Raw genomic sequence first — 25480 nt, forward strand, 5'->3', positions numbered from 1 at the left:
CGACTGGCTGGACTGATACAACTACCACCGACCCCACACCGGCATCAGCGGCCACACCCCAGCCAGCCGCGTCACCAACCTGTCCGGACAGCACATCTAGGCGGTGGAGTGCAGCCGCAGCGTCCGCACACCGCCGCCGGTGAGCAGCTCCACGATCCGCTCCCCCGCGGGCTTGCGGACGGACGCGCCGCACTCCGGGCAGGTGAAGGAGTAGAACGTCGTACGGCTCGTGGCGCCGATGGCCAGGCGCAGGGCGCTCGCGGTGAGCTCGAAGCGCTCCCGGCAGTCCGGGCAGCCCGCGCGGAACACCACCGGGGACACGCTTCTCATCCCGGCGAACGCGGACTCCACCGTCATGCCCCGCGCACCGGACGTCGCCGACTCGGTCACAGCCCTCGCTCCTCTTCCTGGGGTCGTTCGCTCCGGAGCCGCGGAACAGCCTCGGCCGGCTGCCCGGGGGGTGGGCGCGTCGGCTCACCCGCGTCCGCCGCCCGGCCCGTCCGGGACCGCCCGCACGGCCCGCGCCGCCGACGGCCCGGACGGCTCGGGGACGCCCGCGGTCCCGGCGGGGACCGCCGCTGCGCCCGTCCCGCCCGCGTCGACCGCGCCGGCCGTCGCGGTGGCGTCCATCGCGTCGGCCGCTCCGGCGGGGCCCGCCGCGTCGACCGCCTCGATGCCGTCGTAAGCCGCCAGCGCCTCGCGCGCCGCCTGCCGGGCGCTGTCGGCCAGTTCCGGCGGGGAGACGATCCGGCCGTCCCGTCCGAGCCGCAGCGCCAGGCGGCGCAGCGACGCCGGGTCGGGCGTGCGCAGAGTGATACGCAGCCCGCCGTCCGGCAGCTCATCCGCACTGTCGTGCGGGTAGTACTCGGCGACCCACCGGCCGCCGGGCCCGACCTCGATGACGACCTCCGGGTCCTCGGCCGCGGGCTGCACCAGCGCCTCGGACAGGTCGCGCAGTTCGATCTCGGGCGGCGCCGAGGGCTCGTCCAGGATCCTGATCTCGGCGACGCGGTCCAGCCGGAACGTCCGGCGCGCCTCGGAGCGGCGGCACCAGGCCTCGACGTACGTGTGCCCGACGCTGACCAGGCGGATGGGGTCGATCTCCCGCTCGGTGACCTCGTCCCGCGCGGGCGAGTAGTAGCGGATCCACAGCCGGCGGCGCTCGGCGATGGCCCGGTCGACGTCGGCGAAGACGCCGCCCTCGGACTCGAAGGTCACCGACAGGCGCGAGCTGGCGCCCGCGGCCTCGCCGGCCGCGGTCTCCACCTTGGCCGTCGCCCGCAGCAGGGCCTGCCGGTCGCTCTCGCGCAGCCCCGGCAGGGTGGACACGGCCCGGGCGGCGACGAGCAGCGCGGTGGCCTCGTCGGCGGCGAGTCTGAGCGGCTCGGCGGCCTCCGCCGCGAGCGCGGCCGGGTTGTGCCACCAGATGCGCTCGCCGTCGGTGTCGATGTCGAGGAGGTCACCGCCGCGGAAGCTCGTGCCGCACATGGGCAGCACGTCGAGGTCGGAGACCAGCTCGTCCTCGGTGATCCCGAAGGCGCGCGCGACGTCCTCGACCCGGGCCCCGGGGCGCTCCCGGAGATACGTCACCAGCGAGAGCATCCGCCGGGTCTGGTCGATGGCGTTCACGGGCCTGACCGGTTTGCCTGCCACTGTCGTGCTCCCCCTCAGCCCTTGGCCACGGCCCGCAGCCGGTCCACCACGTCGGCCCGCAGCTCGGCGGGCTCCAGGACGATCACGTCCGGCCCGAACTCCACCAGCCAGGCGTCAAGGCCGTGGCCGTACGGAATCTCCAACTCGTCCCAGCCGTCGCCGAGTTCCCGCACGGAGGTGGCCTTCGCCCGAAGGGGGTACCCGGCGCCCGAGCGCAGCCGGATCCGGGCCGAGCGGTCGGCGATCTCCCCGGCCCAGCCCGCGACGGTCTCCCGGACCGTGACGACGTCCGGCACGGGGGCGGTGTACCGGCCGCCGCGGGAGCGGACCTTGCCGGTGATCCGGGACAGCCGGAAGACCCGCTCGGCACCGCGGTCGCGGTCCCAGCCCGCCAGGTACCAGTGGCCCCGCCAGCACTCCAGCGCCCACGGCTCGACGTGCCGCTGCTCGGGGTGGGCGGCCGTGGCCTTGCGGTAGTCGAAGACCACCGGCCGGCGGTCCCGGCAGGCCAGCATCAGCGGCTCGAACGCGGCCTCGTGGACGGGGATCCGGGGCTCCAGCGCGCCGTGCGACCCGTACGGGTCGACGTCCTCCGGGAGCCCGGCCGCGCGCAGTTTCTGCAGGGCGCCGCTGGCCGCGCCGGCGAGCCGGGCCTGCTGCCACACCTTGGCGGCCAGGCCCAGCGCGGCGGCTTCCTCGGCGTCCAGCGTGATGGGCGGCAGGCGGTTGCTGTCGCGGCGGGCCAGGTAGCCGATGTCGCCGTCGAGGCTCTCGACGGTCTCGATGACCAGTCCGAGTTCGCGCAGGTCGTCCTTGTCGCGCTCGAACATGCGGTTGAAGGAGTCGTCGTTGCCGCTCGGGCCGTTGCCCGGTCCGAAGGCCTCGACGTAGGCCTCGATGGAGTCACGCAGCTCGCGCTTGCTGAGCGGCCGCCGTGTCCCGAGCAGACACAGTGCCAGGTTCATCAGCCGCTCGGCCTTGGCAATGGCCATCGACGCGCTTCGCCTCCCTATGGTGCTTACGAGCGATGACCGTACCGCCACAGGGTGGTACGGCAAAAGCCGAGGGCCCATGCCGGACAGGCATGGGCCCCAGGTGATCGAGTCTGTCGGACCGTGATCAGACCCCGAGCAGGTCGACCACGAAGATCAGCGTCTCGCCGGGCTTGATCGCCGGGGTCGGGCTCTGGTTGCCGTAGGCGAGGTGGGCGGGGATGGTCAGCTGGCGGCGGCCGCCGACCTTCATGCCCTGCACGCCCTGGTCCCAGCCCTTGATGACCCGGCCGCCGCCCAGCGGGAAGCGGAACGGGGTGCCGCGGTTCCAGCTGGCGTCGAACTCCTCGCCCGTGCTGAAGGCGACACCGACGTAGTGCACGGTGACGGTCTGGCCGGCCTGCGCGACCGGGCCGTCACCCTCCCAGATGTCCTTGATCTCGAGGTCCGCCGGGGGCTCGCCGCCCGGGAAGTCGATCTCGGGCTTGTCGATGCTCACGTCTTTGGCTCCTGCTTGTCTGCGAAAAGGCGAACACGCACAGTCTTACATCCCGCGCGCCTCACAGCTTCGCGAGGATGTCCACCGAGAAGACCAGCGTGGAGTCCTTCTTGATGCCGCTGCCCTGCGGCGGGTTGTCGCCGTAGCCCAGCTCCGGCGGGATGACGATGAGGACCCGGCTGCCGACCTTCTTGCCGGTCAGGCCCTGCGCCCAGCCCTTGACGACCTGCTGCAACGAGAACGACACCAGCTGCTTGTTGGCGTAGGAGGAGTCGAACTCCTTGCCGCCGTCCCACAGCACGCCCTTGTACTGCACCAGCACGCTGTTCTCGGCGGCGACCTCCTCGCCGTCGCCCTCCAGGACGTACTCCGCGACGAGCTTCTTGGGGGCGGTCGCCTTGGGCACCTCGATGGAGGGGGCCTTGCCGTCGGTGTTGGTGCCGACCTTGGGCAGGTCCGCGTCGTCCTGCGGGACCTTCTCGCCCTTGGCGGAGCTGGTGGCGTTGAACGCGTCCTGGATGTCGACGACGAAGACCAGCGTGTCGGTGCCCTTGATGCCCGCCTGGGCGTTGCCCTGCGTGCCGTAGCCCCAGGTGGGCGGGACGGCCATCTCGACGCGGCTGCCGGCCTTCTTGCCGGCCAGCGCGTACCGCCAGCCGTCGATGATCTGACCCTGGGTGAGCTGGATGGCCAGGCGGGCCTTGCGGTCGTAGGAGTTGTCGAAGACCTTGGCGGAGTTCCAGATCTGTCCCAGGTAGTTCGCCACGACGAAGTCGTTCTCCGCGACGGTCTTGCCGCCGCCCGCGATGAGGGTCTTCACCGCGAGGTCCTTGGAGGGCTCGCCGCTGCCCTTCGCGACCGTGGGCTTCTCGTCGAACCTGGTCCCGGCCGTGACCGCGGGCAGCGGGCCGTCGACGATCTTCGGCGACGGCGCGGCGGACGGGCCGGACGCCGAGGGCGACGGGCTGTCGCTGGCCTTGCTCGAGTCGGACTTGTCGTCGCCGCACGCGGCGAGCGTGGCCAGACCTGCGGGCACGGTGAGAAGAAGTGAGCGTCGGCGCACTGTGGGGGCCTCGTAATCGGTTGATCTCGTGGATGGAGTGCGCGCAACTCTACGGCGTGAGCAGGGCGCCGCACTGGTAACGTACGGCGCCCGTGTGGCGTTCCGGCGATTTTCCGCGCCGGTGCGACGGCTCACATTCCGGCGATCAGCTTCTCCACGCGGTCGTCCACCGACCGGAACGGGTCCTTGCACAACACGGTGCGCTGCGCCTGGTCGTTGAGCTTCAGGTGCACCCAGTCGACCGTGAAGTCGCGGCGCTGTTCCTGGGCGCGCCGGATGAAGTCGCCGCGCAGCCGCGCGCGCGTGGTCTGCGGCGGGACGGACTTGCCCTCGAAGATCTTCAGGTCGTTGCAGACGCGGGCCGCCTGCCCCTTCTTCTCCAGCAGGTAGTACAGGCCACGACGGCGGTGGATGTCGTGGTAGGCGAGGTCTATCTGCGCGACCCGCGGGTGCGACATCGTCATGTTGTGCTTGGCCCGGTACCGCTCGATGAGCTGGTACTTCATGACCCAGTCGATCTCGGTGCCGATGCGGTCGAGGTCCTCGCTCTCGATCGCGTCCAGCGTGCGGCCCCACAGCTCCAGGACCCGCTCGACCGTGCCCGTGCGGATGCCGCGGCGCTCGCAGAAGTCCAGCGCCTTCTCGTAGTACTCGCGCTGCACCTCCAGGGCGGAGGCCTCGCGCCCGCTGGCCAGGCGGACCTTGCGGCGGCCGGTGATGTCGTGGCTGACCTCGCGGATGGCCCGGATGGGGTTCTCCAGGGTGAGGTCGCGCATCACCGTGCCGGCCTCGATCATGCGCAGCACCAGGTCGGTGGCGCCGACCTTGAGCAGGTTGGTGGTCTCGGACATGTTCGAGTCGCCCACGATGACGTGCAGGCGGCGGTAGCGCTCGGCGTCCGCGTGCGGCTCGTCGCGGGTGTTGATGATCGGCCGGGAACGGGTCGTCGCCGAGGAGACGCCCTCCCAGATGTGCTCGGCCCGCTGGCTGACGCAGTACACGGCTCCGCGCGGCGTCTGCAGCACCTTGCCGGCGCCGCACAGCAGCTGCCGTGTGACCAGGAACGGGATCAGAATGTCCGCGAGACGCGAGAACTCCCCGTGCCGCGCCACGAGATAGTTCTCGTGGCAGCCGTAGGAGTTGCCCGCCGAGTCGGTGTTGTTCTTGAAGAGGTAGACGTCGCCCGCGATTCCCTCCTCGTGCAGGCGTCGTTCGGCGTCCACCAGGAGTCCTTCGAGAATGCGCTCGCCGGCTTTGTCGTGGGTGACCAGTTCGATCACGTTGTCACATTCGGGTGTGGCGTATTCCGGATGCGATCCCACGTCGAGATAGAGGCGGGCGCCGTTTCGCAGAAAGACATTGCTGCTGCGGCCCCATGACACGACACGGCGGAAGAGGTACCGCGCCACCTCGTCAGGAGACAGGCGGCGCTGTCCCCTGAACGTGCACGTGACGCCGTACTCGTTCTCCAGCCCGAAAATGCGGCGGTCCATGAGGGAACATTACGCCCGATCCCCTGAACTGAAACGGGGTTCGACAGCACGGTTTGGATCATTTTCCGAACCGGCCGCAACGACCGCTCCCCGGCCGGGAGCTGCGACTACCCGTCCTGTGGCGGCCAAAACCAGCAGGGACACGCCACCCGCGACGGCCGGCACGGCGAAACCCCACTGCGCCCCGCCCGTCTCCACGACCGGCCCCGCGACGCCCGTTCCGACCGAGTGGCCCACGGTGAACGTGGTCACCAGCCAGGAGAACGCCTCGGTGACCGTGCCGCGCGGGGCGTGCCGGTCGACTAGGACGAACGCGCAGGCGATGGCGGGGGCGAGGAAGACCCCGGCGAGCGCGGTCAGCGCCACCATCGGCACCGCGTCCGGCATCAGCGTCAGCGGCAGGTAACACACCACCAGGAGCGCCACGAGCACCCGCAGTCGCCGTGCGGGCTCGCCGACCCACTGCCGGGCCCCGTACACGGCGCCGCCGACCAGCGCCCCGAACCCCAGGGCCGCCATCATCCAGCCGTACACGGCGTCACCGCCGTGCGCGTCGGCGTACGGCACCGAGGCGACCGTGATGGACCCCAGCGCCATCCCGATGAACAGGAACGCCGCCAGCAGGGCCAGCAGCCCGGCGGAGCGCAGCGCGCCGAGCCAGTGGGCCTCGCGCGGCGCCGACCGCCAGGCCCGCGAGGGCGCCGAGACGACGACGGACAGCGCTCCCAGCACGCCCACGACGTTCACTACGAGCAGGGCGGCCTGCGCCGACCACAGGGACACGCAGAGCGTCACCAGCAGCGGCCCGACGGTGAACATCACCTCCTGGGCCACGGCGTCCATGGCGTAGGCCGTGTGCACCTGGTCCTCCCGGCGCAGCACGGACGGCCACAGTGCCCGCAGACCGCCCTCCAGGGGCGGCGTGAAGAGCCCGGCGGCGGCGACCGCGAGGTACGCGAGCGGGAGCGACCCGATGCCGCAGAAGGCGAAGGCGGCCATCGCCAGCGCCGACAGCACGGCGGCGGGCAGCTGCACCCGCGGCTGCCCGCGCAGGTCCACGAGCCGGCCCAGCACGGGCTGCCCGACGGCGTTGGCGACGCCGTACACCGCCGCCAGGGCACCGGCCAGGCTGTACGTGCCGCCCTCCGCCCGGACGAACAGCACGATCGCGATGGCGCCCGTGGCGTTGGGCAGCCGGCCGACCAGCGTGCCGGCGAGCAGGCGGGCGGCGTGCCGCGCCCGAAGGATCTCCAGGTATCCCGTGGCCATGTCCCCGCCCTAGGTTTTACGTATAACGTCGGCTTCCATACGTACCATGTCCGCTGTTCACGAGTCCAGACGAAGGAGCGGCCCGCCGTGGCACGAGGCAGCACCCGCCCCACGAGCCGGGACGTCGCCCAGGCCGCCGGCGTCTCCCAGGCGGCCGTCTCCCTGGTCCTCGGCGACAAGTGGCGCGGCCGGGTCTCACAGGCCACGGCCGAACGCGTCCGCGAGGCCGCCCGGGACCTCGGCTACCGCCCGAACCTGGCCGCCCGCAACCTGCGCCTGGGCCGCACCCGCACGGTCCTGCTGGTCGTCCCGGCCCTCACCACGGAGTTCTTCGCGGGCGTCTACACGGGCGCGGCCCGGGTCGCCGCCGAACACGGCTTCGGCGTGGTCCTCTACCCCTCCCCCGAGGGCATCGGCCCCGCCCGCGACCCGTTCGCCTCCGCGCAGGCGGCCCTGGACGGCGTCCTAGCCTCCTCCATGGCCGCGGACGCGCTGACCGCGATCCGCGGCGAGGCACTCCCCCTGGTGATGCTGGACAGCGACCCGGCGGGCAGCCTGGGCGCGGCGACGGTCAACCTGGACATCGCCGACGGCGTCCGCCAGGTCGCCGAGCACCTGCTGTCCCTGGGCCACCGCCGCTTCCTCCACCTGGCGGCGGACGTACCGTCCTGGACCTTCGAGGTACGGGCCCGGGAACTGGCCTCCCGCCTGGCCGGCGTGCCGGGCACCTCGGTCGCCACGGCCCGCTCCCCGATCTCCATCGCGGGCGCGGTGCCGGCGGCGCAGGCCGCTCTGTCGGCTCCCGGACCTCGCCCCACGGCCGTGGTCTGCGACGACGACCTCTTGGCCGCGGGCGTCTACAAGGCCGCCCGCCGCCTGGACCTGCGCGTCCCCGACGACCTGTCGGTCACGGGCCTGGACGACCTGGCCCTGGCCACGGCGATCGACCCGGAGCTGACGACGGTCCGCCTGGACGCGGAGCTGTTCGGGGAACGGGGCATGCGGGCCCTGCTGGCCGTCCTGGAGGGCCGCGAGCCCGAGAGCGGGGACATCCCGGTACGGCTGGTCACCCGGGGCTCCACGGCCCCGCCGCGTTAGCCGTACCCGGCGTCGCGGCGGAGGCCCGCCACATCCGCTATCCGCTGGGCGAGCCACCACGCTCCCGCGGCCGCCGACGCACGGCAGGGGCCGTGCCGGGGGGTGTCCGCCCGCAGCGGTTGGCGCGTCAACGGACAGTCAGTCGGCGTCCAACCCCATCGCGCCGTTCCGAGGACGGACACCCCCCGGCGCGGCCCCGACCCACCCCCCACCGTCAGGCGCAAGCACGCGCGCCCCCACACGCCCGCGCCCCGGCCACAACGTGACCGGGGCGCCGATGCCGTGCGCAACTGTCGGGTACGACTACTCGGTGTCCTTCGACGCCGTCTCGGAGCCACCCGCCCCGGCCGCCTCCTCCAGCAACCGGGACAGCTGGCGCCCGCTGATCCGCTTGAACTTGCGCTTCTGCGGCCGCGTCCGGTCCAGCACCGCCACCTCCAGCCGCTCCGCGGGAATCTCCCGCTCGCTGCCGTTGGTGTCGCGCGACAGCGACTGCACCGCCAGCTTCAGCGCCTCCGCCAGCGTCATGCCGTCCCGGTGGCGCTGGTCCAGGTAGCTGCTGATCTGCTCCGCGTTGCCGCCCACCGCGACCGAGCCGTGCTCGTCCACGATGGACCCGTCGTGCGGCAGTCGGTAGATCTGGTCGCCGTCGGGCGTCTCCCCGACCTCGGCGACCACCAGCTCCACCTCGTACGGCTTCTCCGCCGCGCTGGAGAAGATCGTGCCCAGCGTCTGCGCGTACACGTTCGCCAGGCCCCGGGCCGTCACGTCGTCCCGGTCGTAGGTGTAACCCCGCAGGTCGGCGTAGCGCACACCGCCGATCCGCAGGTTCTCGTACTCGTTGTACTTGCCGGCGGCCGCGAAGCCGATCCGGTCGTAGATCTCGCTGAACTTGTGCAGCGCGCGGGACGGGTTCTCACCGACGAACACGATGCCGTCGGCGTACTGCAGCACGACCAGGCTGCGACCACGGGCGATGCCCTTGCGGGCGTATTCCGCCCGGTCGGCCATCGCCTGCTGGGGTGAGACATAGAACGGCGTCGACACCGGTTATCCGTCCCTCTCTTCAGGATTCCGTCGGTTCACTGGACCACCTCGTCACGACAGCCCGCCGCTCACAGCAGCGCGGCCCGCGGACCGTCCGGCTGCTCCAGCCGCCGCTCCAGGATCGAGCGCGCGATCCGCGACGCCTCGTCCTCGGAGAGCCGGCGGAAGCCGTCCTCGGTGATCACGGTGACGATGGGATAGATCCGGCGGGCGACGTCGGGACCGCCGGTCGCCGAGTCGTCGTCTGCCGCGTCGTAGAGCGCCTGGACGACGAGCGTGGTGGCCTCGTCCTCGCTCAGGTCCTCCCGGTAGAGCTTCTTCATCGCGCCGCGCGCGAAGATCGAGCCGGAACCGGTGGCCGCGTAGCCGTGTTCCTCGGAGCGCCCGCCCGTGACGTCGTAGGAGAAGATGCGGCCCTTCTCCCGGTCCACGTCGTACCCGGCGAACAGCGGGACGACGGCCAGTCCCTGCATGGCCATGCCCAGGTTGGAGCGGATCATCGTCGAGAGGCGGTTCGCCTTGCCCTCCAGGGACAGCTGCGCGCCCTCGACCTTCTCGAAGTGCTCCAGCTCCAGCTGGAACAGCTTCACCATCTCCACGGCCAGGCCCGCCGTCCCGGCGATGCCCACCGCCGAGTACTCGTCGGCGGGGAACACCTTCTCGATGTCCCGCTGCGCGATGACGTTGCCCATGGTGGCCCGCCGGTCACCGGCGAGCACGACGCCGCCGGGGAACGTCACGGCGACGATCGTCGTGCCGTGCGGCGCCTCGATCACACCCTGGGTCGGCGGCAGTTGCCGGTTGCCCGGCAGCATCTCCGGCTGGTGCTCGGACAGGAAGTCCATGAAGGAGGAAGAGCCTGGCGTCAGGAAGGCAGCTGGTAGACGCCCGGTGCTACGAGTGTTGGCTTCCACGCGATTCCTTCCACGTATGCGACAGCCCGCCCTGTGACGTCGGGCCGATCCTTGGAACAACCCCGGTCCGGTTGCGACCGGGGGCACGGTATGCCACGGACCCTACCCGTCCTGCGGCGGTGATCCACATGCCCGGCGACCCCAACTCCGCCGGAGCGATGCCGCACTTGCCCACCAGGCCCGGACGACGGGCCGGCGGGGTCCGGACGCCCTTGGACGCCCGGAGCGCCGCACACGGGGACAGCGCGTCACGCCCTGTCCCGCGCGCAGCGCTCCGCGCTCCGCCCGTCCGTCACCCGCGCACCCCGTTCACCTTCGGAATGAAGGCACAGGCGCCTTACTGGCCACCCTTTTGCACGAAGGACCGCACGAAGTCCTCGGCGTTCTCCTCGAGGACGTCGTCGATCTCGTCGAGGACCGAGTCCACGTCGTCGCTCAGCTTCTCCTGACGCTCCTTGAGGTCCTCGGAAGCCTGCGTCTCCGCCGCCTGCTCCTCGACCTCCTCGGTGGACCGGGTGGCCTTCTGCTGTCCGCCGCCGGTGTCCTTGGTCGCCATATCCCTCACCCCGCTCGGTTCGCCCGACACAGTTGCTCGGTCAAGATCAGACCCTACTCGCCGGGCCCGACCGTGGCCCCGCAGTTGCTCCAACGTACGGGGACCACCTCGATGATTCCCGGACCAGGGATTTTCCACCCTGTCCGGCGGGCCCCAACCGAGTACCCACTGATCGCGGTCATCCTCCCGAAAGCACCCTGACCAGGTCTTCCGCGGTGCGGCAGCGGTCCAGGAGCTCCTTGACGTGATTACGCGTTCCGCGAAGCGGTTCCAGGGTTGGGACGCGCTGCAGCGAGTCCCGCCCCGGCAGATCGAAGATCACCGAGTCCCAGGAGGCCGCCGCGACGTCGTCCGCGTACTGCTCCAGGCAGCGCCCGCGGAAGTACGCCCGGGTGTCCTCCGGCGGCGCCGTACGGGCCCGCTCGACGTCCTCCTCGGTCAGCAGCCGCTTCATGCGCCCCCGGGCCACCAGACGGTTGTACAGGCCCTTGTCGGGCCGTACGTCGGCGTACTGGAGGTCGACCAGGTGCAGCCGGGCCGCGTCCCAGTCGAGGCTGTCCCGGCGCCGGTAGCCCTCCATGAGCTCCCGCTTGGCGACCCAGTCCAGCTCGCCGGCCAGGCTCATCGGGTCGTGCTCCAGACGGGTGAGGGTGTCCTCCCAGCGGGACAGGACGTCCTTGGTCTGCTCGTCGGCGTCCGCCCCGAACCGCTCCTCCACGTACTTGCGCGCCAGCTCGTAGTACTCCATCTGCAGCTGGACCGCCGTGAGCGTACGGCCGCTGCGCAGCGTGACCAGGCGCTTCAGGGACGGGTCGTGCGAGACCTGGTGGAGGGTGCGCACGGGCTGGTCGACGGCCAGGTCGACGGCGATGAAGCCGTCCTCGATCATCGACAGCACCAGCGCGGTCGTGCCCAGCTTGAGGTAGGTCGAGATCTCCGACAGGTTCGCGTCGCCGATGATCACGTGCAGGCGCCGGTACTTCTCGGCGTCCGCGTGCGGCTCGTCGCGGGTGTTGATGATCGGGCGCTTGAGCGTCGTCTCCAGGCCGACCTCGACCTCGAAGTAGTCGGCCCGCTGGCTCAGCTGGAAACCGTGTTCGTGCCCGTCCTGGCCGATGCCGACGCGGCCCGCTCCGGCGAAGACCTGACGGGAGACGAAGAACGGCGTCAGGTGGCGCACGATGTCCGAGAAGGGGGTCTCCCGCTTCATCAGGTAGTTCTCGTGCGTGCCGTAGGACGCGCCCTTGTTGTCGGTGTTGTTCTTGTACAGGTGGATCGGCTGGGCACCGGGGAGCTGCGCGGCCCGTTCCGCGGCCTCGGCCATGATCCGCTCGCCGGCCTTGTCCCACAGCACGGCGTCCCGGGGATTGGTCACCTCGGGGGCGCTGTACTCGGGGTGCGCGTGGTCGACGTAGAGCCGCGCGCCGTTGGTGAGGATCACGTTGGCCAGGCCGATGTCCTCGTCCGTGAGCTGGCTGGAGTCGGCGGCCTCGCGGGCGAGGTCGAAGCCTCGCGCGTCCCGCAGCGGGTTCTCCTCCTCGAAGTCCCAGCGGGCCCGGCGGGCCCGGTGCATCGCCGCCGCGTAGGCGTTCACGATCTGGGACGAGGTGAGCATGGCATTGGCGTTGGGGTGGCCGGGGACGGAGATCCCGTACTCCGTCTCGATGCCCATTACTCGCCGTACGGTCATGCGGCCCTCCTTGCCCGGCGGCACCCTCGGTCGTGGGCGCCACTCAGATACCGCTGGCGCTCGGTTGCGTGTGCGGTGCCCGTCCCCGCACTGCGCGACTCGGCGGTACGCAAGAGCCTAGAACGCCTTTGCGCTGGTGGGGAGATCATTTGCGTCATTGCGTTGCTCCAGCCGTGGCCTGAAAAACAGTCGGCTGCGGGTACCCGCGACGGGCACCCGCAGCCGCCCTGCCTTTTACAGGTACTGACCGGTGTTCGCCACCGTGTCGATGGAGCGTCCGGTGTCCGCGCCCTGCTTTCCGGTGATGAGCGTACGGATGTACACGATCCGCTCGCCCTTCTTTCCGGAGATGCGGGCCCAGTCGTCGGGGTTGGTGGTGTTCGGCAGGTCCTCGTTCTCCTTGAACTCGTCCACGCAGGCCTGGAGGAGGTGGGAGACGCGGAGGCCCTTCTGGTTCTTCTCGAGGAAGTCCTTGATCGCCATCTTCTTGGCGCGGCCCACGATGTTCTCGATCATGGCGCCGGAATTGAAGTCCTTGAAGTACAGGACCTCCTTGTCGCCATTGGCGTAGGTGACCTCCAGGAAGCGGTTCTCCTCGGATTCGGCGTACATGTGCTCGACGGCCGTCTGGATCATGTTCTGGACCGTGGCGCCCTTGTCGCCGCCGTGCTCGCCGAGGTCGTCGGCGTGCAGCGGGAGGCGCTCGGTGAGGTACTTGCCGAAGATGTCCTTGGCCGCCTCGGCGTCCGGACGCTCGATCTTGATCTTCACGTCCAGCCGGCCGGGGCGCAGGATGGCGGGGTCGATCATGTCCTCGCGGTTGGAGGCGCCGATCACGACCACGTTCTGCAGGCCCTCCACACCGTCGATCTCGGCGAGCAGCTGCGGGACGATGGTGTTCTCCACGTCCGAGCTGACACCGGAGCCACGGGTGCGGAAGAGGGACTCCATCTCGTCGAAGAAGACGATGACGGGCGTGCCCTCGCTGGCCTTCTCACGGGCCCGCTGGAAGACGAGGCGGATCTGCCGCTCCGTCTCACCGACGTACTTGTTCAGCAGCTCGGGGCCCTTGATGTTCAGGAAGAAGCTCTTGCCGGCGGCCTGGCCGGTCACCTCGGCGACCTTCTTGGCCAGCGAGTTGGCCACGGCCTTGGCGATCAGGGTCTTACCGCATCCAGGGGGTCCGTACAGCAGCACACCCTTGGGCGGCCGCAGTTCGTGCTCCTTGAACAGGTCCGGGTAGAGGTAGGGGAGCTCGACGGCGTCCCGGATGGCCTCGATCTGGCCGCCGAGACCACCGATCTGCTCGTAGCCGATGTCGGGGACCTCTTCGAGGACGAGCTCCTCGACCTCGCTCTTGGGGACGACCTCGTAGACGTAGCCGGAGCGGGGCTCCAGGAGCAGGGCGTCGCCGGGGCGGATGGTGACGTCCAGCAGCGGCTCGGCGAGCCGCACCACCCGCTCCTCGTCGGTGTGCCCGAGCACCAGGGCCCGCTCACCGTCCTCGAGGATCTCCTTGAGGGTGACGATGTCACCCACGCGCTCGAACTCCATGGCCTCGACCACGTTGAGCGCTTCGTTGAGCATGACTTCCTGGCCGCGCCGGAGCTCCTCGAGCTCGACGCTGGGGCTGACGTTCACCCTGAGCTTGCGGCCGCCGGTGAAGATGTCGGCGGTGCCGTCCTCGTTCGCCGTCAGGAAGACGCCGAAGCCGGCCGGCGGCTGCGCGAGCCGGTCGACCTCCTCCTTGAGGGCCACGATCTGGTCCCGGGCCTCACGGAGCGTGTTCGCCAGTCGCTCGTTCTGCGCGGACACGCCGGCCAGATTGGTCTGCAGCTCGACGATCCGCTCTTCGAGAATCCTCGTGTGTCGCGGAGAGTCGGCGAGCTTGCGTCGCAGGACGGCGATCTCCTGCTCAAGGTAGGCGATCTGCCCGGCCGGGTCGTCGGACCCGCGTCCCGGGCGGATGCCGCGGTTCATGTCGTCGTCGTGGGCTGCCACGGTCCTCACCTCCTCCAAGGGGAGCTGGACGCTTCCAGACCCTACCTGGGCGGGTGTCGATTGAAACCCCTAGATCACAAAGACGGTCGGGGTGTGTCCGATCTTCACCCTTGCGCTCTCCCTCACGCCAGGGGAATACCCAGCGAACATGATTGGAACCCAGCCTCGGGTACCGTCGAAGCGTTCAACACCCGTCAGAGCTGGCCGGATTCCCGGCACGGCTCGACGCATGAAACGGCAGGAGACATGAGCGTGCAGCAGGAGGCCGGGGTCGAGGGCGAGGCGCTGGAGGTGTGGATCGACCAGGACCTGTGTACCGGCGACGGCATCTGCGCCCAGTACGCGCCGGAGGTGTTCGAGCTGGACATCGACGGTCTGGCCTATGTGAAGAGCGCCGACGACGAGTTGCTCCAGGACAAGGGGGCGACAACGCCCGTTCCCCTGCCGCTTCTCACCGACGTGATCGACTCGGCCAAGGAGTGTCCGGGCGAGTGCATCCACGTACGACGGGTTTCGGACAGGACCGAAGTCTACGGACCGGACGCGGAGTGACCAGTTCTCCACGTTCCGTCACTACTGTCTGATATCTCACACACCGGTGCCACACGGGCTTCACACGCTGCGCGCGCCGGCCGGTGTCGAGCGGACGAACGTGCCGTCCTGCCAACGCCATTTCACGTCGCTCTTCTCGTCGGGACAGCAACGCGGCACGTCCGGGGACGAGTAGCCGAGGAGGGTGGCCGTCACCGCGCCCGCGCGGACGGCGAAGTCGCCGACGGTGGTGCCGTCCTCGGGGTCGAGCAGGGTGGCCACCACGCGCGGCTTGCCGTCGGCGCCGCCCCGGGTGAGGACGTACACGCCGTCGGGCGGGGTGCCCATCGGGGAGTCGCAGTGGACCACGGCCACCGTCTCGGGGTTGCCGTCGCCGTCGAGGTCTCCGGACGCCTTCTTCTCCGCCACGGCCTGCACGGGGCCGCAGTCGAGGGGGAACTCCACCGAGGCCGGGTCGGGCGCGGCCAGGGGCGCCGGGGTGCGCGGGGCCTCGGAGGCGCCGGACTGGGCGGCCGTCGCCGCGCCGGGCTGGAGGACCGAGGAGAGGGCCACCACTGCGGCGAGCGCCGTGGCGGTGGCGAGCCAGTGGATGGGGCGGGTGTGGGTGTGGGCGAGCTCCGGGACGGCGGAAGGCTGCACTAGGAGTGTCTCCTGAGGGCTGTACCGGTGGGGTGGCCAAGATGGTGCCACACGTCACACCGCGACGGAACGGCGGGGTGTAGGTCGGTCGCAGGCGGGAAGTCAGAAGGGTTGCGCCACTGGGCGCCCGGTCACCGAGCCGGTGCCTGCGCGGGCCGCTGCGGCCGCGTGAGGCGGCCGCCGGGTGCGGCGCGGCAGGTCAACGGCGTCACGCCCGGGTTCACCCCGGGCGGCAACGGAAAGGCGCCGGGGCGCAGTTCCCGGTGCGGGGTCCGGAACTGCGCCCCGGCGCCCGTGCGTTGGACGCGGTGACGGGCCGTCTCAGCGGGCGGTGCCGCCGTCGGCGTTGGGTCCCGCGTAGTCCTCGCCGTAGGCGCCCTTGGCGGGGCGGCGGCGGCGCATGGGCGGCTCGACACCGTCGGCGAGGCGGCGGGCGGTGAGCAGGAAGCCGGTGTGGCCGATCATCCGGTGGTCCGGGCGGACGGCCAGGCCCTCGATGTGCCAGTTGCGGATCATCGTCTCCCAGGAGGTCGGCTCGTTGAAGCAGCCGAGCTCGCGGATGGACTCCACGGTCCGCGCGAGCTGGGTGGTGGTCGCGACGTAGCAGCAGAGGATGCCACCGGGCACGAGCGCCTTGGAGACGGCCTCCAGGCACTCCCAGGGGGCGAGCATGTCGAGGATGACGCGGTCGACGTCGGCGTCGGACAGGTTGTCCTGGAGGTCGCCGACGGTGAGCTGCCAGGCGGGGTGCGGGCCGCCGAAGTAGCGCTCGACGTTCGCCTGGGCGATCTCGGCGAAGTCGGCGCGGCGCTCGTAGCTGTGCAGCATGCCCTGGTCGCCGATGGCGCGCAGCAGGAAGCTGCTGAGCGAGCCCGAGCCGACGCCGGCCTCGACGACGCGCGCGCCGGGGAAGATGTCGGCGAAGGCGAGGATCTGCCCCGCGTCCTTCGGGTAGACGACGGCTGCCCCGCGGGGCATGGACAGGACGTAGTCGGGGAGCAGGGGGCGCAGCGCGAGGTAGGCGACGTTCCCCGTGGTGCGGACAACGCTGCCCTCGGGAGCGCCGATCAGTTCGTCGTGCGGGAAGGAACCCTTGTGGGTGTGGAAGTTCTTCCCGGCCTCGAGCGTGAACGTGTAGTGGCGGCCCTTGGGGTCGGTCAGCTGAACCTGGTCCCCGACCTTGAAGGGCCCGCGCCTGCGGGCGGCACCGGTCGGTTCGGACATGTGACCAGCCTACCGGCCCCGGGGAGGGCCTCCGACCACCCCGGCGGTCACCGGGCGGCCGCTAGGAGGGCCTGGCCATCGCCTTGACGAAGGCGCGCTCCACGTCGGCCGCCGACAGCACGCCGTAGATCTCGCCGGTCTCCTCCACCACCAGGTACTCGGTGGCGGGGGTGGCGCGCAGGGCGTCGAGGAGTTCCTCGCCGGACAGCTCGGCCGAGACGCGCATGCCGTCCGTGAGTTCCTGGGCGAGGCCGCTGACGGCGACCCAGGGGCGGCGGTGTTCCGGTACGCCGACGATGGCGGCCTCGCGGACGAGGGAGAGGGGCCGGCCGTCGGCGTCGACGACGACCAGGGCGCGGGCTCCCGCGGCGTTGGCGCGGCGCAGCGCCTCGGAGAGCGGGGTGTCGCCCTCGACGGGGACCGCGCGGCGGGTGAGCGTGCGGGCGCGCAGCTCGGGCAGGTGCTCGCGCAGGCGGGCCATGCGCAGGCTGTTGCCGGCGCCGGTCCAGATGATCGCGGCGAGGATGGCGGCGAGCAGCGCGTCCAGGACGGTGTCCATGCCGACGTTGTCCACGGCGTCGGAGCCGAGGGCGCCGGACTGGGTGAGCAGCGGCAGGCCGATGAGGACGGAGACGGCGAGGGCCCGGCCGACCCAGGCGGCGGCGACGGTGCCGCTCATGGGTTTGCCGGTGAGCTTCCAGACGACCGCGCGGAGCATGCGGCCGCCGTCCAGGGGCAGGCCGGGCAGCAGGTTGAACGCGGCGACGATCAGGTTGGAGATCATCAGGCCGGCCAGCAGCACGCCGGGGACGGTGCCCGGGTCCACGGTCTGCAGGGCGGCGTAGAAGAGGCCGGCCAGGACGAGGGAGAGCAGCGGGCCGACGAAGGCCAGCACGAACTCGCGGCCGGGGGTCTCGGCCTCCTTCTCGATCTCGGAGACGCCGCCGAAGAACTGGAGCTGGATGCGGCGGACCGGGAGCTTGAAGCGGAGGGCGGCGACCGTGTGGGCCAGTTCGTGGACCAGCACGGAGGCGTAGAAGGCCACGGCGAAGAAGAGTGAGACCAGGTAGCGGGCGGCACCGAGCTCGGGCAGCACGCGCTCCAGCTGGCCGCCGAACACCCAGGTGATGAGGGCGGCGACCAGGAACCAGCTGGGCGCGACGTACACGGGCACCCCGAAGGGCCGCCCCATGAGCAGCCCGCCCCTAGGCTCCGGTCGCTGGGGGGCGGGGCCCTTGCCGTCGGCGGAGTGCGCGAGGGGGCGAGGGCCGGGGGTGGGAGGGGTGTCGGGTGCGGCCGGGGTTCCGGGGCCGCGGTCCGACGGCGGCCCTGGGGCTGTGGCGGGTGGCTCCGGGCGGTGGCCGGACGGGGCCGGGGCCTGCTGACGAGGATCCGCCCCGGGCCGCTCGGCGGCGGACGCGGCGTGCGGACGCTCGGCCTCCGGCCGGGTGTTGGTGGCACCGGCCTGACGCGGGTCGGCCTCCGGCCCGGTGGTCGCGGAGCCGGTGCGGGGGTCGCCGGCGTAGGCGCGGTCCGGGTGGGCGTCCCCGTCGGGCTGACCGCCACCGTCTGCGGTGCGCCTTCCGCCGGGAGAGCGGCTGCCGTCGCGCTGCGCTTCGGCCTCGCCGTAGGCAGGAGTGGAGGAGGAGGAGCCGTGGGCTGCGGCGCCGGTGGGCTCCGGAGAACCCGCCGTCGCGGCATCCGTCCCAGTCGGGCCGGAGTCCGGGGAGTCCGGAGCGTCCGCCGCGGCCGAGCCCGCGTCCGAAGCGCTCGACATCGAGGCATCCGCCACAGCCCGGCCGGGCTCCGCACCCACCGCCGTCGAGTCATTCGCCCCGGACGAGCCGGGCTGCGAAACGCCCGCGACCGGGGCACCCGCCGCCGCGGAACCCGCATCCGTAGCACTCGACATCGAAGCATCCGCCACAGCCCGGCCGGGCTCCGCACCCGCCACCGCCGGGCCATCCGCCTCATGCGAGCCGGCGTCGGCAGCACTCGCCGTCCGGGCATCCTTCACGAGCGAGCCCGCATCCGGAGCGCTCGCCGTCGGGGCATCCCCCACGGGCGAGCCCGCGTCCTGTGCGCTCGTCGTTGAGGCATCCGGCTCGGCCGTACCGGGTTCCGGGGTGGCCGGTTCGGGGGGCGGGGTGGTCGTCGGGACCGAGGCCCCGGGGTCGGGGCGCAGGTGACGTTCCTCGGTGGGGCGTGCGTCGGCGGAGGCCGGACCGGTGGGCCGGGCCGGGGGCCCGGCGTGGTGCTCGGCCGACTCGTCGTTACCGGACCGCGGCTGCCCGCGCCCGCCGCTCTCCTCCACCGGTGTCCCCTCGTTCGAAGCGTCTCCCGTGCCTGACGGACGGGAGGGTCTCGAGTTGATGGTATGCGTCCGCCGAGGCGCGTTCCGCCCCGGCACCCCTGTGTTCTCCGTACATCGACGTCCCCTCCCGGCTTCCCCCACGAACGCGCTTGGGTCACTGTCAGTGCTGGGCCGTATGGTCTGGTGCATGGAGACGAGCAGCGAGGGCGCGGTACGGCCCGGCAGCGGGCCTGCCCCGGCGGCGGAGGACACGGCCGTCCAGGCGGTGGCGGAGGCGGCGGCGGAGACGGCCGCCGTGAGCGACCTCGTGACGGGGCCCGCCGCCATAGCGCCCGCCTCGCTGTCCCCCTCGCGCGCGAGTGACTTCATGCAGTGCCCGCTGCTGTACCGCTTCCGGGTCATCGACCGGCTCCCGGAGAAGCCCAGCGAGGCGGCCACCCGCGGCACGCTGGTGCACGCGGTTCTGGAGCGTCTCTTCGACGCCCCGGCGGCGGAGCGTACGGCGCCCCGGGCGAAGTCGCTGATCCCCGGCCAGTGGGACCGGCTGCGGGAGACCCGGCCGGAGGTCGGGGAGCTGTTCGCCGACGACCCCGAGGGCGAGCGGCTGGCACGCTGGCTGGGCGAGGCGGAGCGGCTCGTCGAGCGCTGGTTCACCCTGGAGGACCCCAGCCGGCTGGAGCCGGCCGAGCGGGAGCTCTTCGTCGAAGCGGAGCTGGACTCGGGGCTGCGCCTGCGCGGCATCATCGACCGGGTCGACGTGGCTCCCACCGGCGAGGTCCGGATCGTCGACTACAAGACGGGCAAGGCCCCCCGGCCCGAGTACGCCGAGGGCGCCCTGTTCCAGATGAAGTTCTACGCCCTGGTCGTCTGGCGGCTGAAGAACGTGGTGCCGCGCCGGCTGCAGCTGGTGTACCTCGGCAGCGGCGAGGTGCTGACGTACGACCCGGTCCTCTCCGATCTGGAGCGGGTCGAGCGCAAGCTGCTTGCGCTGTGGGAGGCGATCCGGCTGGCGACGGAGACGGGTGACTGGCGGCCCCGCCCGACGAAGCTGTGCGGCTGGTGCGACCACCAGGCCCACTGCCCGGAGTTCGGCGGCACTCCCCCGCCGTACCCGCTGCCGGTGCGGGCGGCGGACAGCGGCGGTCATCCGGGGCCCGCCCCCCGGTCGGGCGTGGTCGCCGCCGGTGAGGGCGGCTGAGTCCGGCGGGCCCGCGCAGGGCAGAATGGGGCCGGACTAGCGAAGGAGACTCACGTGGCCATCCGCGTCCTATTGGTCGACGACCAGCCGCTGCTGCGTACGGGCTTCCGGATGATCCTGGAGGCCGAGCAGGACCTCGCGGTCGTCGGCGAGGCCGGGGACGGCCTCCAGGCGCTCGACCAGGTCCGGGCCCTGCAGCCCGACGTGGTGCTGATGGACATCCGCATGCCGCGCATGGACGGTGTGGAGGCGACCCGGCAGATCACCGGCCCCGGGCGCGACGGTCCGGCGAAGGTCCTGGTGCTGACCACCTTCGACCTGGACGAGTACGTGGTGGAGGCGCTGCGCGCGGGGGCCAGCGGCTTCCTGCTGAAGGACGCCCCGGCCAACGAGCTGGTGCAGGCGATCCGGGTGGTGGCCGCGGGCGAGGCGATGCTCGCGCCGAGCATCACGCGCCGGCTGCTCGACAAGTACGCCACGCACCTGCCGTCGGGCGACGAGCCGGTGCCGGACACGCTGCACACGCTCACCGACCGCGAGGTCGAGGTGCTGAAGCTGGTGGCGCGCGGGCTGTCCAACGCGGAGATCGCCGCCGACCTGTTCGTCAGCGAGACGACCGTCAAGACGCACGTGGGGCATGTGCTCACCAAGCTCGGGCTGCGGGACCGCGTGCAGGCGGCGGTGTACGCGTACGAGAGCGGACTGGTGCGCCCGGGAGCGCAGTAGGCCGCACTGCACGCGTGCTCGCGCGCACACGAAGAGGGCGCCCCCTGCTCGGCAGGGGGCGCCCTCTTCACGCCCGTGCGTCAGGCGTCCTTGCTCAGCTCCCAGAAGCGGAACACGGTCGACGCGTCGAGGCAGTACTCCAGGCCGTAGACGCCGTCACGGACGACCGCGTACTGCTTGGCCTGCCACACCGGCAGGACGGGCAGCTCGTCGGCGACGATGTCCTGCAGCTCGCCGAACTCCTTGTCCGTGGCCGCCCGGTTGGTGAGGGAGGCGGTGCGCGGGATGAGGGAGCCGGTGATGGTGCTGTTGTCGTAGTTGTTGTTCAGCACGTTGCCCTTGCCGAAGAAGGGGGCCGTGAAGTTGTCGGCGTCCGGGTAGTCGGGCACCCAGCCCTTGACGTACACGCCGTACTTGCCGGCCGCGATGTCCTTCTCGTACTGGCCGAAGGGCACCGACTTGACGTCGGCGTCGAACAGGCCGCTGGCGTTGAGCTGGCCGGCGATGGCGTTCAGCTCCTGGTCGGTGGCGGGGCCGTAGCGGGACGGGGTCGACCAGAGGGTCAGCTTCACCTTGCCGGTGATGCCGTCCTCGCGCAGCGCGTCGGCCGCCTTGGCCTTGGAGGGCCGGGCGCCGTACGTGTCGAAGAAGGCCGTGTTGTGCCCCGCGATGCCGGCCGGGATGATCGAGTAGAGCGGGGTCGCGGTGCCCTGGTAGACGTCCCGGATGAGGGCTTCGCGGTCGAGCAGGTGGGCGATGGCCTTGCGGACGCCGAGCTTTCCGGTGACCGGGTGGTCCATGTTGAACACCAGGTGCTGGACCTCGGCGCTGCTGCCCTCGACGACCTCGGCGCCAGTGCCGTCGTCGGCCTTCTCCATGTCGGCGATGTCGCTCGCGGTCAGACCGCGGTAGGCGATGTCGACTTCCTCGTTCTGGATGGCCTGCTTCAGGGCGGTCTGGTCGCCGTCGAAGAACTTCAGGGTCACGCCGGTGTTCTTGACCTTGGCGGTGCCCTTGTAGTTCTCGTTGACGGAGAAGACGGCCTGGTCCTTGCCGAACGAGTCGAGCTTGTAGGGGCCGGAGCCGACCGCCTGGCCGTCCTCGCGCAGCCCGTCCGCGTCGTACGAGCGGTGGTCGACGATGGACCCGGCACCCGAGGCGATCTTGCTGGGGAAGGTGGCGTCGGCCGTGTTGAGCCGGAAGACCACCGTCTTCTCGTCCGGCGTCTCGACCTTGTCCAGCGTGGGGAACATGATCGCGGGCCCGTCGGGGTCGTTGATCTTCAGCATGCGGTCGAAGGAGAACTTGACGTCCTTCGAGGTGAGTTCGTCACCGTTGCTGAACTTCAGCCCGTCCTTCAGCGTGCACTTGTAGACCGTGGTCTGCGGGTCGGTGAAGGCGCAGGTCTCGGCGGCCTCGGGCTGGGGTTCCGTGGCGCCCTTGGGGAAGCTGAGCAGCGACTGGAAGACGTTGTTGAACAACAGCCAGGATCCGGGGTCGTAGCCGGAGGCCGGGTCGGTGGCCAGGACGTCGTCGGACATCCCCACCACCACGTTGGAGCCGTCCCCCGCGGAGTCTCCGCTCTCCGTGCCACAGCCGGTCAGCAGTCCGGAAGCGAGTCCGGCCACGATGGGCAGGACCGGCCACTGGTTGCGTATGTTCACGTGTGTGCCTTGTCGTCGGTTCTCGAGAACGCCCGGAGCCTGTCCCCGGCTCCGGGGCACGGTTCCCCGGGGGCCGCGGTCACAGGCCCCGGGGATCCATCGGGTACGTCAGCCGCTCACGCCTCGCCCGAGCTCCCACAGCTGGAGCGTCGAGGAGGAGTTGAGGGCGTAGGCGGTGCCCGTGATGTCGTCGCGCGCGGCGACGTACTGCTTGCCCTGCCACAGCGGCAGCACCGGCACGTCACTGGCGACGATGTCCTGAATGTCCGTCAGGCTGGTGGAGGCGGACAGGCGGTCCGCCTCACGGCGGGACTCGGGGATCAGGGTGTTGCGGATACGGCTGTTGTCGTAGGGCGAGCCGAGGGTGTTGTCCTTGTCGAGGAACGGCGCGAGGAAGTTGTCGGCGTCCGGGAAGTCGGGGAACCAGCCCATGCCGTAGACGTCGTACTCGCCCTTCTTCTCGGCCGGGCGGAAGGTGTCCCACGGGGTGCCCTTGATGTCGACCTCGAACAGCCCGCTGGAGTTCAGCTGGTCGCGCAGGACCTCGAACTCCTTCTTGGTGGCGGGGCCGTAGTGGTCGGTCGTGTAGTGCAGGGTCAGCTTCACCGGGGTGGTGACGTTCGCCTGGTTGAGCAGCGAGCGGGCCTTGGTGACGCTCGGGTCGCCGTACTTGTTGAAGAACGAGTTGGAGTGGCCGGTGACGCTGGCCGGGACCAGCGAGTACAGCGGCTCGGCCTGGGAGCCGTAGACCTTGGAGATCAGCTCGCTGCGGTTGACGATCTGGGCCATCGCCTGGCGCACGGCCTTGGACTTGACGGTCGGGGCGTCGGTGTTGAAGCCCAGGTAGCGGATCTCCAGGCCGGGCATCTCGACGAGGTCGACGTCGGTGTCCGCGTCGCCGGAGAGCTCGCGGATCTGGTCCGGCGACATGGCGCGGGTCATCAGGTCGATGTCGCCCTTCTCCAGCGCCTCGCCCATGGCGCCGGCGTCCTTGAAGGAGACCATGTCGACCTTGTCGTTGTTCACCTTGAGCGTCCCCTTGTAGTCGGGGTTCTTGGTGAACTCGGCGCGGACCATCTCGTCGTTCTCGACGACGGCCTTGAGGGTGTACGGACCCGATCCCTCGAGCTCGAAGCCGTCGCGCAGCTTGTTCTTCGGGTAGTCGTCGGGGTCGACGATGCCCGCGACCGGGGTCGACAGCTTGTACGGGAAGGTCGCGTCGGCCGTCTTGAGGTGGAAGATGACTTCGCGGTCGCCCTGCGTCTCGACGGTGTCGATGGTGGACAGCAGGGCGAAGACACCGCTGTCGGCCTTGAGGGAGAGGGCGCGGTCGATGGAGTACTTCACGTCGGCCGCGGTGACCGGGTCGCCGTTGGCGAACTTCAGGCCGTCGCGCAGGGTGCAGGCGTAGCGCTCGTTGCCGGTGTCCGTGAAGCCGCAGCGCTCGGCGGCCTCGGGCACCGGCTCGCCCTCGCCGCGCGGCTGGATCATCAGCGTCTGCACCGTCTGGCGCAGGACGTTCCAGGTGCCGACGTCGTAGGCGTACGCCGGGTCGAGGGGCGCGGGCGCCTCCTTCGAGGCGGTGAACCGGTCCGTGGTGCCGACGACGATCGCGTCGCTGTCGCCGCTCCCACTGCCGGAACCGCCGCAGGCGGCGAGCACCGGAGCGAGCAGGCCGACCACGGCCGGCAGCACCAAAGTCTTGCGGTTCATGCTCGAGTTTCTCCAGAGCTGTCGACTCCGTGTACCCGGCATGCAGGGGTGGCGCAGCGGATCACGGGGGTGGGGCGATGTTCTCGCGACGAGATTAGTCCGGCCCGGCAGGAAGCTTCGCAGCCACCGGAGTTGAGCACCCATCACGCTGCGGAACCGGGCGTGGACGCACCGAAAACCCGACAGCGGAAGCTTTGGTACAGCGTTCCATCAATCGGGACACAAGGGCACGCCGACGGCCCCCCGGAGGGGGTTCGCAGCACACGCCGGATCCGGTGTCGACCCCGCACCACGTGGGGAACGTCACACGCGTAAACGGGTTCGAGCGTACGGGAATTCGGTCATCCGGAGGAGTTCGAATTCACCTGCGGAATTACCGCCCTATCCCCGCTGCACGCTGGGTGAACGGCTAGCGCATTTCCGTCATCAGACCGTGCAGAAATGTCAGGTCGACCTCTTCGAGCGAGCCGACGACCGTGCGCCGCAGGGCCGGCTGGATCGGGGCGACGGAGGGCACGGCCACGACCCGGCAGCCGGCGGCCTCGGCGGCGGCGACGCCGGTGGAGGTGTCCTCGATGACGACGCAGCGGGCCGGGTCCGCACCGAGTCCGGCCGCGGCGGCCAGGTACGGCTCGGGATGCGGCTTGGTGCGCGGCACCTCGTCACCGGCGACCGTGAGGCGGAAGTGGTGCGCGCCGAGGGAGTCGAGCACCCGGTCGATGATGCGCCGGTGCGAGGCGGAGACGAGGGCCGTGGGGATCTCGTACTCGTACAGCTCGGCCAGCAGCCGGCCGGCGCCCGGCATCAGCGGCAAGGCGCGGCCGATGCGCTCCTCGAAGCCGTCGTTGAGCAGGACCGTGAGTTCGTCGAGGCTGATGTCGGCGCCGGTCGCCTCGATCAGGAAGCCCGCGCTGCGGGTCATGGGGCCGCCGACCACGACATGGCGCCAGGACTCGTCGAGCGTGTGGCCGAGGGAGGCGAAGACCTCGACCTCGACGTCCCACCAGAAGCCCTCCGTGTCCACCAGGGTGCCGTCCATGTCGAGCAGCACGGCCTGGAGGGCCGACCCTTCGGCCGTCCGGGTACCGAGCGCGGGGACCGTACTGGTCATCCACCTACCTCCTTGAGGGACGATCAGGCCGGCTCCCGGGAGGGGAACCGGCCTGCAGTGGACC

At 71.0% G+C, this 25480-nt stretch carries 22 protein-coding genes; 4 read left to right on the forward strand and 18 right to left on the reverse strand.

Annotated features, from left to right (window positions below; all coding sequences use genetic code 11):
- Positions 1 to 96: 96 nt before the first annotated feature.
- The 7 genes from AC07DA_RS24125 to AC07DA_RS24155 form a co-directional block, all read right to left on the reverse strand.
- Positions 97 to 390, reverse strand: a complete 294-nt coding sequence (locus AC07DA_RS24125) for a hypothetical protein (protein ID WP_479130274.1) — start codon at positions 388 to 390, stop codon at positions 97 to 99.
- A gap of 84 nt (positions 391 to 474) precedes the next feature.
- Entirely contained in the window at positions 475 to 1653 is a 1179-nt protein-coding gene (locus tag AC07DA_RS24130) for a helix-turn-helix transcriptional regulator (RefSeq protein ID WP_479130275.1), read from the reverse strand.
- Positions 1654 to 1667: 14 nt separating this feature from the next.
- Positions 1668 to 2645, reverse strand: a complete 978-nt coding sequence (locus tag AC07DA_RS24135; RefSeq protein ID WP_479130276.1) for a helix-turn-helix transcriptional regulator — start codon at positions 2643 to 2645, stop codon at positions 1668 to 1670.
- A 127-nt stretch (positions 2646 to 2772) separates the two neighbouring features.
- A complete protein-coding gene (locus AC07DA_RS24140; RefSeq protein WP_019754140.1) occupies positions 2773 to 3144 on the reverse strand; it encodes an FKBP-type peptidyl-prolyl cis-trans isomerase in 372 nt (123 codons plus the stop codon).
- A gap of 61 nt (positions 3145 to 3205) precedes the next feature.
- On the reverse strand, positions 3206 to 4207 hold the full coding sequence (locus tag AC07DA_RS24145; protein WP_479130277.1) for an FKBP-type peptidyl-prolyl cis-trans isomerase: 1002 nt from the start codon (positions 4205 to 4207) through the stop codon (positions 3206 to 3208).
- A 131-nt stretch (positions 4208 to 4338) separates the two neighbouring features.
- Positions 4339 to 5700, reverse strand: a complete 1362-nt coding sequence (pafA, locus tag AC07DA_RS24150; RefSeq protein WP_479130278.1) for a Pup--protein ligase — start codon at positions 5698 to 5700, stop codon at positions 4339 to 4341.
- Positions 5701 to 5709: 9 nt separating this feature from the next.
- Positions 5710 to 6969 carry an MFS transporter gene (locus tag AC07DA_RS24155; protein ID WP_479130279.1) on the reverse strand — a complete coding sequence of 420 codons (1260 nt, stop codon included), beginning with the start codon at positions 6967 to 6969 and terminating at the stop codon, positions 5710 to 5712.
- 87 nt (positions 6970 to 7056) lie between these two features.
- Here AC07DA_RS24155 and AC07DA_RS24160 point away from each other — a divergent pair, with 87 nt between their 5' ends.
- A complete protein-coding gene (locus AC07DA_RS24160) occupies positions 7057 to 8067 on the forward strand; it encodes a LacI family DNA-binding transcriptional regulator (protein ID WP_479130280.1) in 1011 nt (336 codons plus the stop codon).
- A 303-nt stretch (positions 8068 to 8370) separates the two neighbouring features.
- Here the strand turns inward: AC07DA_RS24160 and prcA are convergent, their stop codons facing one another.
- The 5 genes from prcA to arc all read right to left on the reverse strand — a co-directional run bounded on the left by prcA (position 8371) and on the right by arc (position 14275).
- Positions 8371 to 9114 (reverse strand): proteasome subunit alpha, encoded by a 744-nt coding sequence (gene prcA / locus AC07DA_RS24165; RefSeq protein ID WP_479130281.1) that lies wholly within the window; start codon positions 9112 to 9114, stop codon positions 8371 to 8373.
- A gap of 68 nt (positions 9115 to 9182) precedes the next feature.
- Positions 9183 to 10028, reverse strand: a complete 846-nt coding sequence (gene prcB, locus AC07DA_RS24170; protein ID WP_479130282.1) for a proteasome subunit beta — start codon at positions 10026 to 10028, stop codon at positions 9183 to 9185.
- A gap of 337 nt (positions 10029 to 10365) precedes the next feature.
- Complete coding sequence (locus tag AC07DA_RS24175; protein WP_019757212.1) at positions 10366 to 10584, reverse strand: ubiquitin-like protein Pup; 219 nt, start codon at positions 10582 to 10584, stop codon at positions 10366 to 10368.
- 178 nt (positions 10585 to 10762) lie between these two features.
- A complete protein-coding gene (gene dop, locus AC07DA_RS24180) occupies positions 10763 to 12274 on the reverse strand; it encodes a depupylase/deamidase Dop (RefSeq protein WP_479130283.1) in 1512 nt (503 codons plus the stop codon).
- 234 nt (positions 12275 to 12508) lie between these two features.
- Positions 12509 to 14275, reverse strand: coding sequence for a proteasome ATPase (gene arc / locus AC07DA_RS24185; RefSeq protein WP_114251065.1), 1767 nt, complete (start codon positions 14273 to 14275; stop codon positions 12509 to 12511).
- A gap of 246 nt (positions 14276 to 14521) precedes the next feature.
- On the opposite strand from arc, the gene AC07DA_RS24190 reads away from it, so the two are divergent.
- The gene (locus AC07DA_RS24190) at positions 14522 to 14827 is read left to right on the forward strand and encodes a ferredoxin (RefSeq protein WP_479130284.1); all 306 of its coding nucleotides are present in this window, start codon (positions 14522 to 14524) and stop codon (positions 14825 to 14827) included.
- Between the two features lie 60 nt (positions 14828 to 14887).
- Here the strand turns inward: AC07DA_RS24190 and AC07DA_RS24195 are convergent, their stop codons facing one another.
- The 3 genes from AC07DA_RS24195 to AC07DA_RS24205 all read right to left on the reverse strand — a co-directional run bounded on the left by AC07DA_RS24195 (position 14888) and on the right by AC07DA_RS24205 (position 18467).
- Positions 14888 to 15466: a hypothetical protein gene (locus tag AC07DA_RS24195; protein ID WP_479130285.1), complete on the reverse strand. Its 579-nt coding sequence runs from the start codon at positions 15464 to 15466 to the stop codon at positions 14888 to 14890.
- A gap of 321 nt (positions 15467 to 15787) precedes the next feature.
- Complete coding sequence (locus AC07DA_RS24200; protein WP_479130286.1) at positions 15788 to 16690, reverse strand: tRNA (adenine-N1)-methyltransferase; 903 nt, start codon at positions 16688 to 16690, stop codon at positions 15788 to 15790.
- A 61-nt stretch (positions 16691 to 16751) separates the two neighbouring features.
- Positions 16752 to 18467: a site-2 protease family protein gene (locus AC07DA_RS24205; protein WP_479130287.1), complete on the reverse strand. Its 1716-nt coding sequence runs from the start codon at positions 18465 to 18467 to the stop codon at positions 16752 to 16754.
- Between the two features lie 724 nt (positions 18468 to 19191).
- Between AC07DA_RS24205 and AC07DA_RS24210 the strand changes: the two genes are divergently transcribed.
- Positions 19192 to 20202: a RecB family exonuclease gene (locus AC07DA_RS24210; RefSeq protein WP_479130288.1), complete on the forward strand. Its 1011-nt coding sequence runs from the start codon at positions 19192 to 19194 to the stop codon at positions 20200 to 20202.
- A gap of 54 nt (positions 20203 to 20256) precedes the next feature.
- Entirely contained in the window at positions 20257 to 20928 is a 672-nt protein-coding gene (locus AC07DA_RS24215; protein WP_030606450.1) for a response regulator, read from the forward strand.
- An 80-nt stretch (positions 20929 to 21008) separates the two neighbouring features.
- On the opposite strand, the gene AC07DA_RS24220 is transcribed toward AC07DA_RS24215, so the two are convergent.
- The 3 genes from AC07DA_RS24220 to AC07DA_RS24230 form a co-directional block, all read right to left on the reverse strand.
- Positions 21009 to 22592, reverse strand: a complete 1584-nt coding sequence (locus tag AC07DA_RS24220) for an ABC transporter substrate-binding protein (RefSeq protein WP_479130289.1) — start codon at positions 22590 to 22592, stop codon at positions 21009 to 21011.
- 108 nt (positions 22593 to 22700) lie between these two features.
- Positions 22701 to 24305: an ABC transporter substrate-binding protein gene (locus tag AC07DA_RS24225; protein ID WP_479130290.1), complete on the reverse strand. Its 1605-nt coding sequence runs from the start codon at positions 24303 to 24305 to the stop codon at positions 22701 to 22703.
- A 409-nt stretch (positions 24306 to 24714) separates the two neighbouring features.
- The gene (locus AC07DA_RS24230) at positions 24715 to 25416 is read right to left on the reverse strand and encodes an HAD family hydrolase (protein ID WP_479130291.1); all 702 of its coding nucleotides are present in this window, start codon (positions 25414 to 25416) and stop codon (positions 24715 to 24717) included.
- Positions 25417 to 25480: the final 64 nt, after the last annotated feature.

This window comes from Streptomyces sp. NPDC044921 (assembly GCF_056432865.1).